Consider the following 18,149-nt stretch of genomic DNA (forward strand, 5'->3'; position numbering starts at 1 on the left):
ATCGGTAGATCAAATCCTCAAAATGAACCACGAAAGCAAAGCAAATGGCTAAAGGAATGATTCTGGCGGCCGGCCAGGGTACCCGCGTGCGTCCCTTGACGCGAGACCTGCCCAAACCGATGGTCCCGATTCTGGGCAAACCGGTGATGGAGTACCTGATTGAGCATCTGGCGCGTCACGGCATCACCGAAATCATGGTGAATGTGGCTTGGCATCACCAGAAGATCGAAGAATATTTTGGCGACGGGCACCGCTGGGGCGTGCAAATAGGTTATTCCTACGAGGGCATTCGCGACCACGGCGACATCCTGCCGCGGCCCATGGGTTCAGCCGGCGGCATGCGGCGCATCCAGGATTTCAGCGGCTTCTTTGATGAGACCATGCTGGTGCTGTGCGGCGACGCACTGATTGATCTGGACATCACGGCGGCACTGGCAGAACACAAGGCGAAGAATGCCATCGCCAGCGTGGTGGCGCTGGACGTACCCCTGGCGGATGTACAAAGCTACGGCATTGTGGTGGCGGCAGCGGACGGGCATATCCAGTCCTTTCAGGAAAAGCCGAAACCGGCAGAGGCCAAATCCACACTGGCCAGTACCGGCATCTATATCTTCGAGCCCGCCGCGCTGGAATTGGTGCCGTCCAACACGGTCTACGACATCGGCTCGCAATTGTTTCCCGACCTGGTCGAGCATGGCCTGCCGTTCTTTGCCCAGAACCGCCCTTTCAACTGGATCGACATCGGCCGCGTCAGCGACTACTGGTCGGTCCTGCAGCGCGTACTGCGGGGCGAGGTAGCCCAGATGTGCATGCCGGGGCGGCAAATCAAACCCGGCATCTGGGTTGGCCTCAACACCTCCGTTCCGTGGGACAAGGTCAATATCGAGGGGCCGGTCTACATTGGTTCGAGCGTGCGCATCGAGCCCGGTGCCACCATCACCGGTCCGGCCTGGATCGGGCATGGCAGCCATATCCGCACCGGCGCCAAGGTAGTACGCAGCATTTTGTTCGAGTACACCCGCATCGCCGCCGACATGCGGTTTTTCGAGATGATCGTCTCGCCCGACTACTGCGTCGACCGCTACGGCGAAACAACCTACCGGGGCGACGACACCGCCCAGTTGCGCTGGGGCGATGCCAGGGCATGAATAACATGACACACACCACGCTACTGCAACCGGTTGTCCTGTCCGGCGGCTCCGGCACCCGCCTGTGGCCGCTCTCGCGCGAGAAATATCCCAAGCAACTGCTGCCCCTGATGGGCGCCGACTCGCTGCTGCAGGCCACCGTGCGCCGGGTCGACGGGATCACGGGCTGCACCTTGGCAGCGACCATGGTGGTATGCAACGAGGACTACCGCTTTGTCATCGCCGAACAACTGCGCCTGATGGGCAAGCCAGGCTCCATCGTGCTCGAACCCATTGGAAGAAATACCGCGCCGGCACTCACCCTGGCCGCGCTGGCAGCCAGTAAAAATGGCGCAGACCCGGTCTTGCTGGTGATGCCGGCCGACCACATCATCACCGACCTGGCGGCGTTCCAGAGCGTGGTGCGCCAGGGTGCCGTCTTGGCGGCCAAGGATGCCATCGTCACCTTTGGCATCACGCCCGATGCGCCCGAGACCGGTTATGGCTACATCCAGGCGGGCGCCCGCTACGCCGCCGCGGCGGAACCCGCCAGCCCGGCCCGACAGATCGCCCGGTTTGTCGAGAAGCCGGACCTGGCCACCGCGCAAGCTTACTTGGCGAGCGGCTCCTACCTCTGGAACAGCGGCCTGTTCATGATGCGTGCCTCCGTCTGGCTGGCCGCCATGGGCCATTGTCGGCCTGACATTCTGGCGGCCTGCAAAAGCGCTTGGGCGCAAGGCTCGACCGATGGCGAGTTTGTCCGGGTTGACAAAGCCGCCTTCACCGCTTGCCCGTCGGATTCGATCGACTACGCGGTGATGGAACGCATCGCCGCCAATCTGGCCAGTCCAGGCGCTGGGGCGCTCCCGGCCGGTGTCGTGATCCCGCTGGCGGCCGGCTGGTCGGACGTTGGCGCATGGGATGCGCTGTGGCAGGTACTGCCCAAGGATGGGTCGGGTAACGTCAGCCAGGGCGATGTGCTGCTGCAAGACTGCCACCAGACACTGGCCTTGTCCGAAGGGCGCCTGGTGGCTTGCGTCGGCGTCGACAACCTGGTGGTGGTGGAAACGGCGGATGCCGTCTTGGTCGCGCACAAGGACAAGACGCAGGACGTCAAGAAAATCGTCGACAGCCTTAAAAAGAGCGGCCGCGCCGAGGGCTCCATTCACCGCAAGGTGTTTCGCCCCTGGGGCTGGTACGACAGTGTCGACGCTGGCGAGCGTTTTCAGGTCAAGCGCATTGTGGTCAAGCCGGGGGCCACACTGTCGCTGCAAATGCACCACCACCGCGCCGAACACTGGATTGTGGTGCGCGGCACCGCCAAGGTGACACGCGGGGAAGAAACCCTGCTGCTGTCGGAGAATGAATCGACCTTTATTCCGCTGGGCACCACCCACCGTCTGGAGAACCCGGGTCGCCTGCCGCTGGAGATCATTGAAGTGCAGTCAGGCTCTTACTTGGGCGAGGATGACATCGTCCGGTTCGAGGATGTGTACGGTCGATAGAGCGGGGCTGGTTGGGGACAGAGCTGGCGGACTTCCTGTTTCCAGTTGAGGACAGAGCTGGCCCACTTCGTGTGGCTGCGGTCTGTCCCGCAAAGAAATAGGTTTGTCACTGCGGTCTGTCCCGCAATGTTTTATAAAGCCCTCTGAATGATGATCTTCTGAACGTCGGAGGTGCCTTCGTAGATCTGGCAGACCCGCACATCGCGGTAAATACGTTCCACCGGGAAGTCGCTGACGACGCCGTAGCCGCCCAGGGTCTGGATGGCGACACTGCAAACCTGTTCCGCCATCTCGCTGGCGAACAATTTGGCCATGGCGGCCTCCTTGAGGCAGGGGCGACCGGCATCGCGCAGACTGGCGGCATGCCAGATCAGTTGGCGCGCCGCCTCGATCCGGGTCGCGCATTCGGCCAGCCTGAAACCGACCGCTTGGTGGTTGAAGATGGCAGTGCCAAAGCTCTGGCGCTCTTTGGCGTAGGCAATGGCCACGTCCAGCGCACTGCGGGCCATGCCGACACTCTGCGCCGCGATGCCGATGCGCCCGCCTTCGAGTCCGCCGAGTGCAATCCCGTAGCCTTCACCTTCGGCACCAATCAGGTTCTCAGCCGGGATCCGGCAGTTGTCAAAGTTGATTTGCGCGGTGTCGCTGGAATGCTGACCCAGTTTGTCCTCCAACCGCGCCACCGCGTAGCCGGGCGTGTTGGTGGGCACCAAAAAGGCGCTCATGCCTTTCTTGCCGGCGCCCTTATCCGTCACTGCAATGACGATCGCAACATCACCGTTTTTGCCACTGGTGATGAACTGCTTGACGCCGTTGATGACGTAGCCGCCACCCTCTTTCAGCGCCGTGGTGCGCAGGCCCGAGGCATCGCTGCCGACATGCGGCTCGGTCAGGCAGAACGCACCCAGCAGTTGGCCTTGCGCCAGCGGTTCCAGCCATTGCTTCTGCTGCGCCGCGTTGCCAAACTTCATCAAGATGGCGTTGACCGGGCAGTTGGTCACGCTGATCACGGTGCTGGTGCCTCCGTCACCGGCGGCGATTTCTTCCAGCACCAGGGCCAGCGTCAAGTAATCCAGCCCGGCACCGCCCAGCTCTTCGGGCACGCAAATGCCGTAAGCCCCCAGCGCCGCCAGGCCCTGGTGGGCGGCTTTGGGGAAGGTGTGATCCTTGTCCCACTGGGCGGCGTTGGGCCACAGCTCGGCCTGTGCAAAAGCGCGAACCGCGTCGCGCACCATTTCCTGGTCTTGGGTCAGCAGCATGTGTGCTCCGGTTATTCAAACAAAGTTACCAGCCGTCGAACGCCATACCATCCCAGCGAAGGTAGGGCACGTCCTGGCAGCTGTGTTGCGGCTTGCGGCTCTTCTGCGCGGCCAGCGTTTGGCGCATGGCACGCACACTGTCCGGCACTGGCAGAGGTGCGGCTGAAGTACCCATGTCGGTCTGGACCCAGCCGGGATGGATCAGCACAAACTGCGCCCGCGGGTAGTCGGGCTGCGCTGCCACCACGGCCATGTTCAGCGCGGCCTTGCTGACGCGGTAGACCCAGCCGCGGCTGCTGGCGGTGCCATCAATCCAGCCCATGTCACTGGACAAAAAGGCGAACTGCCCGTTCGCCTCTTCCACCCAGGGTGCCACCTGCGGCAACGCCTGCATGGCACCCAGCACGTTGGTGTGCATCATGGCATCAAAGGCTTGCTGCGTGGGCGGGGCGCTGGCCGCCTCGGCAGCAAACACACCCGCCACGTACCAAGCCAGATCCAGCTTCTCGCCGTCGAGTTGCCAGCTCAGACCGCTGATGCTGGCAGGGTTGGCCACGTCCAGCTTGATGGCCTGAGCACCGAGGTCGCGCAGGCGCGTCAGCCCGGCGTCGTCGCGGGCGGTGGCGATCACGCGGTCGCCGGCTTCCAGGTACTGGCGCACCAGTTCCAGACCGATGCCACGCGATGCGCCGATGACAAAAACATTCACGGCAGCCAGCTAATTTACAGCATCTCCAGCGCCACGGCGGTGCCCTCGCCGCCACCGATGCACAGCGTGGCGACGCCTTTTTTCAGGCCGCGCGCCTGCAGCGCGTACATCAAGGTGACCATGATGCGCGCGCCGCTGCAGCCTATCGGGTGACCCAGGGCACAGGCGCCGCCGTTGACGTTGACGATGTCGTGGTTCAGCCCCAGTTCATGCATCAAGGCCATAGGCACCACGGCAAAGGCCTCGTTGACTTCCCACAGGTCCACCTCGGCAACGGCCCAGCCGGTCTTGGCCAGCAATTTTTTCACGGCACCGACCGGCGCGGTTGCGAACCAATTGGGCTCCTGCGCGTGCACGGCGTGACCGACAATGCGCGCCAGCGGCTTGCGTCCGAGCTTGGCGGCGGTCGAGGCACGCATCAGCACCAGGGCAGCGGCGCCGTCGTTGATGCTGGAACTGCTGGCGGCGGTGATGGTGCCGTCTTTTTTGAAGGCGGGCTTGAGGGTGGGTATTTTTTCAAGTTTGACTTTGCCGGGACCTTCGTCAACGGAAATCACCGTATCGCCGGCGCGGCCCTTGACGGTCACGGGCGTAATCTCTGCTGCGAACGCGCCAGATTTTGTAGCCGCCTGCGCCCGTTGCACGCTGGCGATCGCGAACTGGTCCTGCTGCTCACGGGTGAAGCCGTACTTGGCGGCGCAATCTTCGCCAAAAGTGCCCATGGAGCGGCCAGCCTCGTAGGCATCCTCCAGGCCATCGAGCATCATGTGGTCAAAAATGCGGTCGTGGCCGATGCGGTAGCCGCCCCGCGCCTTGGGCAGCAGGTAGGGCGCGTTGGTCATGCTTTCCATGCCGCCCGCCACCATCACATCCGCGCTGCCCGCCAGCAGCATGTCATGGGCGAACATGGCCGAGCGCATGCCAGAGCCGCACATCTTGGACAGCGTCACGGCACCGGCGCTGATCGGCAAACCGCCCTTGAACGCCGCCTGGCGGGCCGGCGCCTGGCCTTGCCCGGCCATCAGACAGTTGCCAAACAAAACTTCGTCGACCTGCTCTCCGGTCACGCCGGCACGTTGCACCGCGGCCCGGATGGCAGCCCCACCCAGATCATGGGCGGCAAGGCTTGAGAAATCGCCCTGAAAACTCCCCATGGGGGTGCGGGCGGCGCCGACGATAACGATTGAATCAGTCATGGTATTGATCTCCTGTTGCAGGGGTTGAAAAAACATTTTGAGCCGCCCTATCCAGGCGGCTCGGGGTTGAACCGTTTGTCGCGGTCATAAGGAAACACATCAAACACGTGGCCAGCCAGAATGCGCTCTTTGTGGCCTTGCCAAAAGTCCACCTCCAACAAGTCGGCGTGGTGCTTCATGAACGCATCGCGCACCGCCAGGTTGCCCAGCAGGAACGGGCCAAAAGTTTCCGGGAACACATCCTTGGCACCCACGCTGTACCAGACTTCCCCGGACATTTCTTCCTCCTCGTTGCGCGGCGTCGGCACTTTTCGGAAGTTGCAGTCGGTGATGTACTCGATCTCGTCGTAATCGTAAAACACCACCTTGCCGTGGCGTGTGATACCGAAGTTTTTCCACAGCATGTCGCCGGGAAATATATTCGCCGCCACCAGGTCCTTGATGGCGTTGCCGTACTCGACGACGGCGCGCTCAATCTGCTCGCGCGCCTGCACCGCAGCAGCGCCGCGCGGGTTGGCTTCGGTGCCGCCGGCGTCGAAGGCTTCCTGCAGATAGATGTTGAGGGGAATCATGCGTCGCTCGATGTAGACATGTTTGACGATGACTTCGATCAGGCCATCGCCATCGCGGTCACTGATCTCGAGCTGGCTGGGCGCGAACTTTTCGATCTCGGCGATCAACTCATCGTCAAAGCGGTCGCGCGGAAAGCCGACCTCGCTGTACTCCAGCGTGTCGGCCATGCGGCCAACGCGGTCATGCTGTTTGACCAGCAGGTACTTGCTTTTGATCTGCTCGCGGCTGGTGTCTTTTTGTGGCGGGTAAAAGTCCTTGATGACCTTGAACACGTAGGGAAACGACGGCAGGTCGAACACCAGCATCACCATGCCCTTGATGCCGGGGGCGATGCGGAACTTGTCGCTGGAGTGGCGCAGGTGATGCAGAAAATCACGGTAGAAAAGCGTCTTGCCTTGTTTCGCCAGCCCCAGTGCGTTGTAAATTTCATTGCGCGGCTTGCGCGGCATCATGCTGTGCAAAAACTGCACATAGGCCGACGGGATTTCCATCTCGACCATGAAATAGGCGCGCGCAAAACTGAACAGCATCAGCAAGTCATCTTCGCCAAACAAGGTGGCATCGACCACCAGTTTGCCGGCCCGGTCGTGCAGGACCGGCAGCGCAAACGCAAATTCTGTGAAGCCGTTGATCAGCTTGCCGACCACGTAGCAACCCTTGTTACGGAAGAACAGACCGGTGAGGACCTGGATCTGAAAGTTGGCACGCAGCCTGGCATCCCGCAGTTGCGCCAGCATGGCGGCCTGCACCCGCGCCGCATCGCGTTCCAGGTCGGCAAACGCCAGGCGCAGGTCGAAGTCGCGCAACATGCGCACCAGCACCTCCTGCAGGTTGGCGTTGGTCGGGTAATAGGCACGGTAGCTGGGGCGCGACGCCGGCTCGTCGTTCTCGATGTACTCGGTGCTGACGGCCGGCCGCACAAAGATGAAGTCGTTCTGGAAATAGCTGCGGTGCAGGATTTTGGTGGTGACCGAGTTGAAGAAGGTCTCGGCCAGCTCCGGCTGGTGGTGATTCACCAGCAAGCCGATGTAATGCAGTTTGATCTGTTGCCAGATGTCCATCGGCTGCTCACCGGCCTTGAATTCGCGCTCCAGCCGCCTCGAACATTCGCGCACCCTCAAGTCGTAAAACTCGATGCGCTCGCGCTGGGCGCGTTGCTGGCCGTGCCAGTCGGCGGTCTCGAAACGGTGCTTGGCGCGCGCCGACTCGGTGCGGAACAGGCGGTAGTGCCGGTTGAAGCCATCCATCATGGCTTTGGCGATGTCGTAGGCAATCGAGGAGTCAAGACGGGTCGGAAACATGATTGCTATCTATTCAGTAGCTTCTTACGCAATGAGGACGATCACTGGATCCGGTTTTATCAGTGATTACCGTCTCGACGGGTGGTATTCGCCACCGCGGCAACGGCAGCCTGGTAGCACCGCTCCAGATCATCCGGGCCGGTCACCGTCATCTGCAGGTCGTGCAGCAGGCCGTCGTGCACGCCATAAACCCAGCCATGCAGGGCGACGCTTTGAGCGCGCGCCCAGGCATCCTGCAGCACGGTGCTTTGCGCCACGTTGATGACTTGCTCGATCACATTGAGTTCCACCAGAGCGTCGTAGCGTGCAGGCTCTGGAATTTGGGCCAGCAAGTCACGGTGCCGATCGCGCACGTCCTGGACATGGATCAGCCAGTTGTCGGCCAGGCCAATGCGCACACCTTGCAACGCGGCCTGCACGCCGGAGCAGCCATAGTGCCCGACCACCATCACATGCTCGACCTTCAGGCGCTCGACTGCAAACTGAATGGTTGAAAGCGCATTCAGGTCGGAATGCACCACCACATTGGCGACATTGCGGTGCACAAAGACCTCGCCCGGCGCCAGGCCGGTGATCTGGTTGGCGGGCACCCGGCTGTCCGAGCAACCGATCCACATGTATTTGGGGTTCTGCTGGCTTTTCAGCCGGGTGAAGAAGCCGGGGCGCTCGCGCTCCATGCGCGCGGCCCAGGCCAGGTTGTGGTCGAACAGGTGTTGCAGGGAGGTGGTCATGCGAGGATATTAACGTTGCACTGACTCAGTGCCCCTTGGGGTCGAATGCCGCCCACTGAACACGGTCGATGACCCGGCCGTCCTTGATAGCGCTGCGCCGCAGATCGGCTTCCTTGACGTAGCCGCACTTGCGCGCGACCGCTTGCGAGCCTTCGTTCCAGGCAAAGATCGGCGCGTACAAGCGCGTCACCTCCGGCAGCGTCGCCCAGGCCCAAAAGGTAACCAGCGCCAGCGCCTCGGACGTGATGCCACGCCGCCAATGCGCTTGTCCGATCCAGTAGCCCACCTCAGCGTTACAGCGCAACCAGCCGTCTTCAGGGCGCACCGAAATACAGCCAACGACCTGCCCGCCCACGTCCACTCCCCATACATAGCCAAGTGAAGCCGGCCGCGCACCGCACCACCACTGCGCATCGGCCAGGGTGTAGGGCCGCGGAAAGCCTTCAAACAGATTGCGCCACACCGCCTCGTCGTCGGCATGCTGGCGCATCGACGCTGCGTCGGCTAGGGTCAGGGCGCGCAGGACACAGCGCGAACCCGATAGCACAGGCACATCAAGCGCACTCATTGAACGCGCTCCGATTCATGCCGCTGCTCCTGCTGCATTACATGGTCTCCGCAAACAGCTCGCGTCCAATCAGCATGCGGCGGATCTCGCTGGTGCCGGCGCCGATCTCGTACAGCTTGGCATCGCGCCACAGGCGCCCCAGGGGGTACTCGTTGATGTAACCGTTGCCGCCAAAGATCTGTACCCCTTCACCGGCCATCCAGGTGGCTTTTTCGGCGCACCACAAAATGACCGAGGCACAGTCCTTGCGCACCTGGCGCACGTGCTCGACACCCAACAGATCCAGGTTCTTGGCAACGGTGTAGGCAAACGATCGCCCGGCCTGCAGCACCGTGTACATGTCGGCCACCTTGCCTTGAATCAGCTGAAACTCACCGATGCTTTGGCCGAACTGCTTGCGGTCGTGAATGTAAGGCAGCACGTTGTCCATGACCGACTGCATGATGCCCAGCGGCCCGCCGGTGAGCACCGCGCGCTCGTAGTCCAGCCCGCTCATCAGCACTTTGGCGCCGCTGTTCAAACCACCCAGAATGTTCTGCGCCGGCACCTCCACATCCGTGAACACCAGTTCGCCGGTGTGCGAGCCGCGCATGCCCATCTTGTCGAGCTTTTGCGCCACTGAAAATCCTTTCATCCCTTTTTCGATCAGGAAGGCGGTGACACCGCGGGCGCCCAGTTCAGGTTCGGTCTTGGCATAGACCACCAGCGTGTCGGCATCGGGGCCGTTGGTGATCCACATCTTGCTGCCGTTGAGCAGGTAAAAGCCGCCCTTGTCCTGGGCCCTGAGTTTCATGCTGATGACGTCGCTGCCGGCACCCGGTTCGCTCATCGCCAGGGCCCCGACATGCTCGCCGGAAATCAGTTTGGGCAGGTATTTGCTGCGCTGCTCGGGCGTGCCGTTGCGCTTGATCTGATTCACGCAAAGATTGCTGTGCGCGCCATAGGAGAGGCCCACCGAGGCCGACGCGCGGGAGATTTCCTCCATCGCAATCATGTGCGCCAGATAGCCCATGTTGGCGCCGCCAAACTCCTCGCCCACCGTGATGCCCAGCAGCCCCATATCACCCATCTTGCGCCACAAGTCCATCGGAAACTGATCCAGCTTGTCAATCTCGCCGGCGCGCGGCGCGATCTCGGTTTGTGCAAATTCATGCACTGCATGGCGCAAGGCGTCAATGTCTTCACCAAGCTGAAAGTTGAGTCCCGGCATGTTCATGGTTTGTTTCCTTGTAAAAAAATTCCCAATTGCTTGGGGACAGAGCGGGTTCGCTTCGTGCAACCGCGGTCTGCCCCGCAAATTCCAAACGGTTGGGGACAGAGCTGGTTCGCTTCGCGTAACTGCGGTCTGTCCCACAAAATATCAGTATGTCTTCGGTACCGGCATCAGCGTTTGCTGCATCACCGCGCAAGCACTCTCCTGGCCATCGGAGGCAACGTGCGTAACGTCCACCCGGGTCACGATGATGCGGCGCCCGGCCTTCACCACTTGCCCGCTGGCCTGCATCTCGCCTCCCTGAAAAGCCGCCAAAAAATTGATCTTGTATTCCACCGTAGTGACCTCCATGCCCGGCGGCGCCTGCGTCAAGCCGGCATAGCCACCGGCAATATCGGCCAAGGCGCCGATCGCGCCGCCGTGAAAACCATCCTGCTGCTGCGTCACCTTGTCGGAGTACGGCAAGGCGATCTGGCACCGGCCCGACTCGACCCGTAGCAGCCGCGCGCCCAGGTGCCGCATCATGCCTTGTCGCTCGAAGCTGCTTTGCACACGCGCCAAGGGAGTCTGATCTGTCATCGGTATTCTTTCCTGTGGGTTGCGGCATGGCCCGGGCACGGGCTACTCGTTCCCGAGGTTTCGCTTTGCGGCCCGGTTCTTCGCCCCGCTCTTGCTGAGGCTTTTTGCCAGCAAGGCCTTGGCTTCACGCTGGTGCACCTTGAGCTCGTCGAGATTGGCCTGCAAGTCGGTCATCTGGGCTTCCAGCTGCTTTTGATGCTCGGCAATCACCAGCAAGAACTTGCGCAACTGCGGCCCGGTGTCCCGCGGGCTGTCGTACATGTCAATGATTTCCTTGGCCTCGGTCAGGCTCAAGCCGAGTCGTTTGGCACGCAGCGTCAGCTTCAAACGAGTGCGGTCGCGCCCGCTGTAGACCCGGTTGCGGCCACCGGGACCGGAGCGCTCGGGCTGCAGCAGACCCATGTCTTCATAAAAACGCATGGCCCGCGTGGTCAGGTCAAATTCGCGCGCCAGATCGCTGATGCTGTAAGTGATAGCCATAACTTGTGCTCGACAAAGGTGACAACGCAAATGGGCCTCCCCACCTACAATGTCGACCTTGATTGACGTTTACGTAAACGTCAATTATGGAGCAAATCAGGAGCCCCTTTGAATCCACCCGCCAACCGATCTACCGATGAACTCGAAAAGCAGTTGCACTATCCCCTGGGCGAGTTGCTGCCGGCCCCCGGCGCCAGCGTGACCGTGGCGCCCGGCGTGAAGTGGCTGCGCATGGCCTTGCCGTTCGCACTCAACCACATCAACCTGTGGCTGTTGCGCGATGAGATTGACGGCCGCGCCGGCTGGAGCGTGGTCGACTGCTGCATCAGCACCGAGCTGGCGAAGGCGCAATGGGAACAGATTTTCGCCAATGAGCTGGACGGACTGCCGATCCTGCGGGTGATCGTGACCCACATGCACCCCGACCACATCGGCCTGGCGTATTGGCTGTGCGAGCGCTGGCGGGTTCGTTTGTGGATCAGCGCCACCGACTTCAACCTGGCGCGCATCGGTAGCGAAGGGCCGACCGGTTTCGGTGGTGATACGGCGGCCGCTTTCTTCGCCTCCCATGGCCTGACTGACCCGGTTTCGGTGGCCAAAATAAGGGGGCGCGCCAACTATTTTCAGACCCTGGTCCCCTCGGTGCCGCGCCAGTACCGGCGTCTGATGGACGGCGACACCCTGACCATTGGCGCCCGGCAGTGGACCTGCATCGCCGGCTACGGTCATGCGCCGGAACACATCTCGCTGTACTGCCCTGAATTGCGGGTTTTGATCGGTGGCGACATGATGCTGCCGCGCATTTCCACCAACGTCAGCGTCTACGACCAGGAGCCCGAGTCCAACCCGCTCAGGCAATTTCTGGATTCGATCGACAAGTTCCGCGCACTCGACGCCGGCACACTGACGCTGCCGGCACACGGCAAACCGTTCACCGGTCTTTATCAGCGCATCGGGCAGCTACATGAGCACCATCGGGAGCGCTTGGCCGAAGTGATGCGGGCCTGCGAGGCCCAGCCTTGCAGCGCGGCCGACATGGTGCCGGTGCTGTTCAAACGCACGCTCGACCTGCATCAGACCACTTTTGCCATGGGCGAGTCGATCGCCCACCTGCATGCGCTGTGGTTTGAAGGCCGCTTGGGGCGCACGCTGGACAGCGATGGGGTGTATCGGTTCTACGCCCAGCGCGCTGGCGCTTGATCCTTGAGCTGACTGCGCAGCGTGGCGTAATCCGGCACCACGCTGCGCACCGTGGCCCAAAAGCGCGGGCTGTGGTCCATCACGCGCAAATGACTGAGTTCATGCGCCACCACGTAGTCAATGACCGCCTGGCGAAAATGAATCAGGCGCCAGTTGAGTCGAATCGAGCCGTCAATGTGGGCACTACCCCAGCGGGTAGCGGCATTGCTGAGCGACAACTTGCGCCACTGCACTTGCAGTTGCGGCGCAAAGTGATCCAGCCGCTCGGTGAAAACCCGCTTCGCTTGGCGCATCAGCCAGCCGCACACCGCGTCGCGAATTTGATCCGGCGTGGCGGCCGGCGGCAAACTGACCAGCAGAACCGGAACGGCAGCATCGGCCTTCAGTTCCACCCCGCCAGCAGCAGCCAAGGGGTGTGGCGGAGCCAGCCGCACCGTCAACGGCGCTCCCATGAAAAAAACCACGGCGCCGTCGCACCACTCGATGCGCTGGGCATCCAGGCGCTCGTGGCGCTCCCGCGTCTGACCCAGCTTCTTGAGGATCCAGTGCGACTTTTCCTGCAGGGCGGCGTCCACCTCGCGCAGCGGCACCCAGCGCGGAGCACTCACCACCAGACCTTCCGGACCAACCAGAAAACCAATGCTGCGCCGCTGGCGGCGCTTGAATTCATAAGCCACCAAGGTGTCGCACAGACGCGCTTCGCGATTGGCACGGGGATGGCAAAAACCCGGCCCGGCCTTCAGTTCGGCAGTGGCCGGCGCCGCTTTTTCTGGCTCCGGCGCCGGCTCCGGTGCAAATAGATCGAGCGTGAAGCGCAGCAAGGGGTGCATTGCGCTGCGACTACCGGTAGACCTCGGGATCGATGCGGCGCATCTCGGCTTCGATCCAGGCCTCGACTTCGCGCATCAGTTCCTTGGGTTCACGGCCGACGCTGGCAATCGGCTTGCCAATCGACACCTCGACGATGCCGGCGTGCTTGATGAAGCCCTGGCGCGGCCAGCATTTGCCCGACGACACCGCAATCGGCACCACCGGCGCACCGCTGTCCACCGCGAGGCGCGTGCCGGCGGTCTGGTAAGTGCCTTTCTGGCCGCGGGCCATGCGCGTGCCCTCGGGGAACAGGATGATCCAGGTGCCTTGGGCCAGCAACCGCTTGCCCTGCGCCACCACGTGCTTCAAGGCCTGCGCCCGCGATTCGCGGTCGATATGGATCATGTCCAGCCGCGCCATGGACCAGCCAAAAAAGGGAATGCGCAGCAGCTCGCGTTTGAAAACAAAGGCCAGCGGATGCGGCATCAGGGTCGGCAACAGCAGCGTCTCCAGCGTCGACTGGTGCTTGGACAGCAGAATCGCCGGGGTGGTCGCGCCCTGCGGCAGGTTTTCCAGGCCGCTGACCCGCACCTGAATGCCCAGAATCACGCGAGTGCCCCAAATAACCAGGCGAAACCAGTTGACGGCAAACCACCACAGCGGCGTGCGCTTGACCCAGACCGAAATCAGCACCAGCGTCAAGCCCCAGGGAATGACCGTCAGCAGCATCCACGCAAAGTGCAAGATTGACCGGATCAATGCCATCACGCTGTTGTACTCTCCCGGGCCAGCAGAAAATCAGCAAAGGCGGCCAGATCGGCATGCACCTGCGTCTCTTGGGGAAAGCTGTCTGGCAAGGTGCGCCCCCGGTAGGCAACCCCTTTGCCGGTCAGCACCAGATGCGGTTCGCAGCCGGCGGCGACCGCAGCCACGGCATCGCGCACGCTGTCGCCCACCATCGGCACTCCGTGCAGGTCAATCCCATAGCGCTCGCCAATCTGCTCGAACAGGCCCGGCTCCGGTTTGCGGCAGTGGCAGCCCTCGTCCGGTGCATGGGGACAGTAAAACACGGCGTCCACCCGGCCCCCCACGGTGGCCAGCAAGGCGTGCATTTTGGCGTGCATCGCATTGAGCGTGGAAACATCAAACAGGCCGCGCCCCAGGCCGGACTGGTTGGAGGCCAGGACGACGTGCCAGCCGGCATGGTTGAGGCGGGCAATCGCCTCCAGCGCACCCGGCAAAGGCGTCCATTCGTCCGGCGATTTGACATAGTCGTCGCTGTCTTGATTGACAGTGCCGTCGCGATCGAGGATGACCAGTTTCATGAGAGCCTTCGAAGTAAAAGACGACCTGCCGCCGGGCCGCCCCAAGGCAGGGCAGCCCCCTCGGGGCTGAGTCCTGCGGCTCCGGGCTTGCCTGCGCAGGCCGGGACGGAGCGAAGAGACGCTGACTCAGGAAGCGGCCTGTACAGCGACGACACAAAGTGCGGAGCGTGGGGGCTCATGTTGCTAGTTTGGCAAGATCGGCCACGCGGTTCATCGCTTCGTGCAGTCTTTTCAGCAGGCCCTGGCGATTCAGGCGTAAATCAAGCGCCTCGGCATTGACCATGACGCCGTCGAAGAAATCGTCCACCGGACCGCGCAGCGCAGCCAGGCTTTGCAGCGAGGCGGTGTAGTCACCGGCCTCGAACTGCGTCTGTGCTTTCGGCACCACGTCCTTCATCGCGGCAAACAGGGCGATCTCGGCCGGCTCCTTGAGCAGCACTTCGCTGACATGCGGATCGACGTCCTGTGCTTTTTTCAGGATGTTGCCGATGCGCTTGTTGGCGGCCGCCAGGGCGGCGGCTTCGGGCAGGGCGGCGAAGGCGCGCACCGCCGCCAAGCGCTTGGGCACCTCGCCCAGGCGCTGCGGCTGCAGCGCCAGTACGGCCTCGACTTCCTGCGCGCTGTAGCCCTGTTCTCGCAGGGAGCCGGCCAGGCGGTCAAAGACGAATGCGGCAACAAGCTCCGGCGTTTTCTGGTCAAGTTGGGATGGCGTTGTTGTTCTAGAAGTCTGACCGTCTGGTTTTGTCCATTCGCCCCTGATTTCATACCGCTCACAAGCATCGAAAGAGGTGCCAATCAACCACGAAACATCTAACGGCACATCCTGCTCGATCAGCATGCGAATCACACCCAGCGCATGACGCCGCAGGGCAAACGGATCCTTGTCGCCGGTGGGCAGATTGCCAATGCCGAACATGCCAACCAGGGTTTCCAGCTTGTCGGCCAGCGCGACGACGACTCCCACCAAATTGCGCGGCAACTCATCCCCGGCAAAGCGCGGCTTGTAGTGGTCTTCAATGGCAATCGCAATGCCTTCGTCGAGGCCGTCATGGCGCGCGTAGTAGCCGCCCATGATGCCTTGCAGTTCGGGGAACTCACCCACCATGTCGGTCAGCAGATCGGCCTTGGCCAGCCGCGCGGCAGTGTCTGCCTGCTGCGCCAGCAGCTCGCCACCGAGTTGCTGGCCGATGGCTTGGGCAATCGCGCGCACCCGCTCCATGCGCTGGCCTTGCGTGCCCAGCTTGTTGTGGTAGATCACTTTGTCCAACCCCGCCACGCGCGACGCCAACGTCTTCTTGCGATCCTGATCGAAGAAGAACTTGGCATCGGCCAGGCGTGGACGCACCACCCGTTCGTTACCACCAATCACGGCGCTGGCGTCGGCCGGGCTGATATTGCTGACGACCAGGAACTGGTTCGTCAGCTTGCCGGCGGCGTCCAGCAGCGGGAAGTACTTCTGGTTCGCTTTCATGGTCAGGATCAGGCACTCCTGCGGCACCTCAAGAAACTGCGGCTCGAACTGGCAGACCAGCACATTGGGGCGCTCCACCAGGCCGGTCACTTCGTCCAGCAGGGCTTCGTCTTCAATCGGGTGGGCACCATTGCCCACTTTGGCGGCGGCGGCCAGGAGCTGGCGCAGGATCTCGGCGCGGCGTTCGGCGAAGCTGGCAATCACGGCACCGTCACGGGCCAGCGTGGCGGCGTAAGCGTCGGCATCGGCGATCAGCACCGGCGACACGCGGGCTTCAAAGCGGTGGCCCTGGGTCGTGTTGCCGGCGGCCAGCCCCAACACCTTGATCGGCACCACGGTGCTGCCGTGCAGCGCCAGCAGACTGTGCGCCGGGCGCACAAAGTGCACGCTGCTCCAACCCGGCAGCTCGCAATCGGTTTCCAACTGGTAGCTCATGACCTTGGGGATCGGCAGCTTGTCGATCGCCTCTTCCAGAGCCTTCTGCAAACCGGTGTCCAGCGTGGCACCCGTGACCAGACTGTCGTAGAACAAGGCTTCGGCCTTGCCGTCGGGCGCTCGTCTGAGCGCCCTCACGGTAGCTGCCGGATCCGACAGATCGGCGCCCAGCGCCTGCAATTTCTTCAGCAGGGCAGGCGTCGCCTTGCCGGCGGCGTCCAGCCCGACCGACACCGGCATCAGCTTTTGCTGCACCGCCTTGTCGGCGGCCTTGCGCCAGACTTGCGTGACGTGCGCGGCCAGGCGGCGCGGCGAGGCGTAAGCGGTCACCACCGATTGCACGCTGGCCAAGCCCTGGCTGCGCAGTTGGTCGGCCAGTTGCGACGCAAAAGCATCGCCTAACTTTTTCAGCGCCTTCGGCGGCAGCTCTTCAACAAACAATTCAACAAGCAAATTTTGAGTAACCATGATTCCTGATTAGTTGAAGGCAGCGCCAATACAGCGGACTGTCAGCCTGTCATTGCGGCCCCGGATCAGGTCCGGGGTTATAACATCCGGCATCCATGGTTCCCGGGTCAAGTCCGGGATGACAAACACCAGTTTCATGCAGCCTTCTTTGTCATCTGCTGCACCCACTCGCGCGGGGCCATCGGGAAGCCCAGCCGCTCGCGGCTCTCAAAATAGCTTTGCGCCACGGCGCGCGCCAGATTGCGCAGGCGACCGATGTAGGCGGCACGCTCGGTCACGCTGATGGCGCCGCGTGCATCCAGCAAATTAAAGGTGTGCACACCTTTGAGCACCTGCTCGTAAGCCGGCAAGGCCAGTTGCTGTTCCATCAGGTACTTGGCCTGCCTCTCATGCGCGGTAAAAGCGGTGAACAGAAAATCGGCATCGGCGTGTTCGAAGTTGTAGGCCGACTGCTCTTTTTCATTTTGCAGATAGACGTCGCCATAAAGGATTTTGCCCCCACGCTCGCCCACTGCGTGTGGCTCGCTGGACAGGCCACTTCCAGAGTCAACGTCTCTTCGCCCCGTCCCGGCCTGCGCAGGCAGGCCCGGAGCCGCGGGACTCAGCCCCGAGTGGGCTGGGTCAGCTTGGGAGCGGCCCGGCGCTGACCCGGTGTCGGTCCACACCAGGTTATAGACATTGTCCACACCCTGCAAGTACATCGCCAGGCGCTCCAGACCGTAGGTAATTTCACCCGTGATGGGCTTGCAGTCCAGGCCGCCGACCTGCTGGAAGTAGGTGAACTGCGTCACTTCCATGCCATTGAGCCAAACCTCCCAGCCCAGGCCCCAGGCGCCCAGTGTCGGATTCTCCCAGTCGTCCTCGACAAAACGAATGTCGTTCTTCTTCAAATCAAATCCAAGCGCTTCCAGCGAGCCCAGGTACAGTTCCAGAATATTGGCCGGCGCCGGTTTCAGAACCACTTGGTACTGGTAATAGTGCTGCAGCCGATTCGGGTTTTCCCCGTAGCGGCCGTCCTTCGGGCGGCGGCTCGGCTGCACGTAGGCAGCCTTCCACGGCTCGGGTCCCAGTGCTCTCAAAAAAGTAGCTGTATGGGAGGTGCCGGCACCCACCTCCATGTCATAGGGCTGCAACAGCGCGCAGCCCTGGGCATCCCAGTAGGACTGCAGTTTCAAAATGATTTGCTGGAAAGTCAACAT

Annotated in this window: 17 protein-coding genes; 3 read left to right on the top strand and 14 right to left on the bottom strand. The window is 62.3% G+C overall.

All coding sequences use genetic code 11. The features are described 5' to 3' along the window. The first annotated feature begins 44 nt into the window (after positions 1-44). Together PHS32_RS01680 and PHS32_RS01685 are read left to right on the top strand one after the other, a co-directional pair. A complete protein-coding gene (locus tag PHS32_RS01680; protein ID WP_301077019.1) occupies positions 45-1,148 on the top strand; it encodes an NDP-sugar synthase in 1,104 nt (367 codons plus the stop codon). A 5-nt stretch (positions 1,149-1,153) separates the two neighbouring features. Next, positions 1,154-2,632, top strand: a complete 1,479-nt coding sequence (locus PHS32_RS01685; RefSeq protein ID WP_301077080.1) for a mannose-1-phosphate guanylyltransferase/mannose-6-phosphate isomerase — start codon at positions 1,154-1,156, stop codon at positions 2,630-2,632. A gap of 131 nt (positions 2,633-2,763) precedes the next feature. Here the strand turns inward: PHS32_RS01685 and PHS32_RS01690 are convergent, their stop codons facing one another. The 9 genes from PHS32_RS01690 to PHS32_RS01730 all read right to left on the bottom strand — a co-directional run bounded on the left by PHS32_RS01690 (position 2,764) and on the right by PHS32_RS01730 (position 11,241). Continuing rightward, complete coding sequence (locus PHS32_RS01690; RefSeq protein WP_301077020.1) at positions 2,764-3,891, bottom strand: acyl-CoA dehydrogenase family protein; 1,128 nt, start codon at positions 3,889-3,891, stop codon at positions 2,764-2,766. A gap of 25 nt (positions 3,892-3,916) precedes the next feature. Further along, complete coding sequence (locus tag PHS32_RS01695; RefSeq protein WP_301077021.1) at positions 3,917-4,600, bottom strand: SDR family oxidoreductase; 684 nt, start codon at positions 4,598-4,600, stop codon at positions 3,917-3,919. A 14-nt stretch (positions 4,601-4,614) separates the two neighbouring features. Next, positions 4,615-5,796, bottom strand: a complete 1,182-nt coding sequence (locus PHS32_RS01700; RefSeq protein WP_301077022.1) for an acetyl-CoA C-acyltransferase — start codon at positions 5,794-5,796, stop codon at positions 4,615-4,617. Between the two features lie 47 nt (positions 5,797-5,843). Then, the gene (gene aceK, locus PHS32_RS01705; RefSeq protein ID WP_301077023.1) at positions 5,844-7,670 is read right to left on the bottom strand and encodes a bifunctional isocitrate dehydrogenase kinase/phosphatase; all 1,827 of its coding nucleotides are present in this window, start codon (positions 7,668-7,670) and stop codon (positions 5,844-5,846) included. Between the two features lie 59 nt (positions 7,671-7,729). Continuing rightward, positions 7,730-8,401, bottom strand: a complete 672-nt coding sequence (gene can / locus PHS32_RS01710) for a carbonate dehydratase (RefSeq protein WP_301077024.1) — start codon at positions 8,399-8,401, stop codon at positions 7,730-7,732. 25 nt (positions 8,402-8,426) lie between these two features. Continuing rightward, positions 8,427-8,969 (bottom strand): GNAT family protein, encoded by a 543-nt coding sequence (locus PHS32_RS01715; RefSeq protein ID WP_301077025.1) that lies wholly within the window; start codon positions 8,967-8,969, stop codon positions 8,427-8,429. Between the two features lie 37 nt (positions 8,970-9,006). After that, positions 9,007-10,185 (bottom strand): isovaleryl-CoA dehydrogenase, encoded by a 1,179-nt coding sequence (locus tag PHS32_RS01720; protein WP_301077026.1) that lies wholly within the window; start codon positions 10,183-10,185, stop codon positions 9,007-9,009. Between the two features lie 144 nt (positions 10,186-10,329). Beyond that, positions 10,330-10,761: a PaaI family thioesterase gene (locus PHS32_RS01725; protein WP_301077027.1), complete on the bottom strand. Its 432-nt coding sequence runs from the start codon at positions 10,759-10,761 to the stop codon at positions 10,330-10,332. A 42-nt stretch (positions 10,762-10,803) separates the two neighbouring features. Further along, positions 10,804-11,241 (bottom strand): MerR family DNA-binding transcriptional regulator, encoded by a 438-nt coding sequence (locus PHS32_RS01730; RefSeq protein WP_301077028.1) that lies wholly within the window; start codon positions 11,239-11,241, stop codon positions 10,804-10,806. A 108-nt stretch (positions 11,242-11,349) separates the two neighbouring features. Between PHS32_RS01730 and PHS32_RS01735 the strand changes: the two genes are divergently transcribed. Beyond that, positions 11,350-12,441, top strand: coding sequence for an MBL fold metallo-hydrolase (locus PHS32_RS01735; protein ID WP_301077029.1), 1,092 nt, complete (start codon positions 11,350-11,352; stop codon positions 12,439-12,441). Here the strand turns inward: PHS32_RS01735 and PHS32_RS01740 are convergent. The 5 genes from PHS32_RS01740 to glyQ form a co-directional block, all read right to left on the bottom strand. Beyond that, complete coding sequence (locus PHS32_RS01740; protein ID WP_301077030.1) at positions 12,417-13,271, bottom strand: SprT family zinc-dependent metalloprotease; 855 nt, start codon at positions 13,269-13,271, stop codon at positions 12,417-12,419. The two genes, PHS32_RS01735 and PHS32_RS01740, sit on opposite strands and share 25 nt — an antisense overlap. Positions 13,272-13,281: 10 nt before the next feature. Next, entirely contained in the window at positions 13,282-14,016 is a 735-nt protein-coding gene (locus tag PHS32_RS01745; RefSeq protein ID WP_301077081.1) for a lysophospholipid acyltransferase family protein, read from the bottom strand. Beyond that, positions 14,016-14,576: a D-glycero-beta-D-manno-heptose 1,7-bisphosphate 7-phosphatase gene (gmhB, locus tag PHS32_RS01750; protein WP_301077031.1), complete on the bottom strand. Its 561-nt coding sequence runs from the start codon at positions 14,574-14,576 to the stop codon at positions 14,016-14,018. The genes PHS32_RS01745 and gmhB overlap by 1 nt, the downstream gene beginning before the upstream one ends. Before the next feature lie 175 nt (positions 14,577-14,751). Then, positions 14,752-16,950: a glycine--tRNA ligase subunit beta gene (gene glyS, locus PHS32_RS01755; RefSeq protein WP_301077032.1), complete on the bottom strand. Its 2,199-nt coding sequence runs from the start codon at positions 16,948-16,950 to the stop codon at positions 14,752-14,754. 134 nt (positions 16,951-17,084) lie between these two features. Continuing rightward, positions 17,085-18,149, bottom strand: coding sequence for a glycine--tRNA ligase subunit alpha (glyQ, locus tag PHS32_RS01760; RefSeq protein ID WP_301077033.1), 1,065 nt, complete (start codon positions 18,147-18,149; stop codon positions 17,085-17,087).

This window comes from Rhodoferax sp. (assembly GCF_028714215.1).
Classification (GTDB): Bacteria; Pseudomonadota; Gammaproteobacteria; order Burkholderiales; family Burkholderiaceae_C; genus Rhodoferax.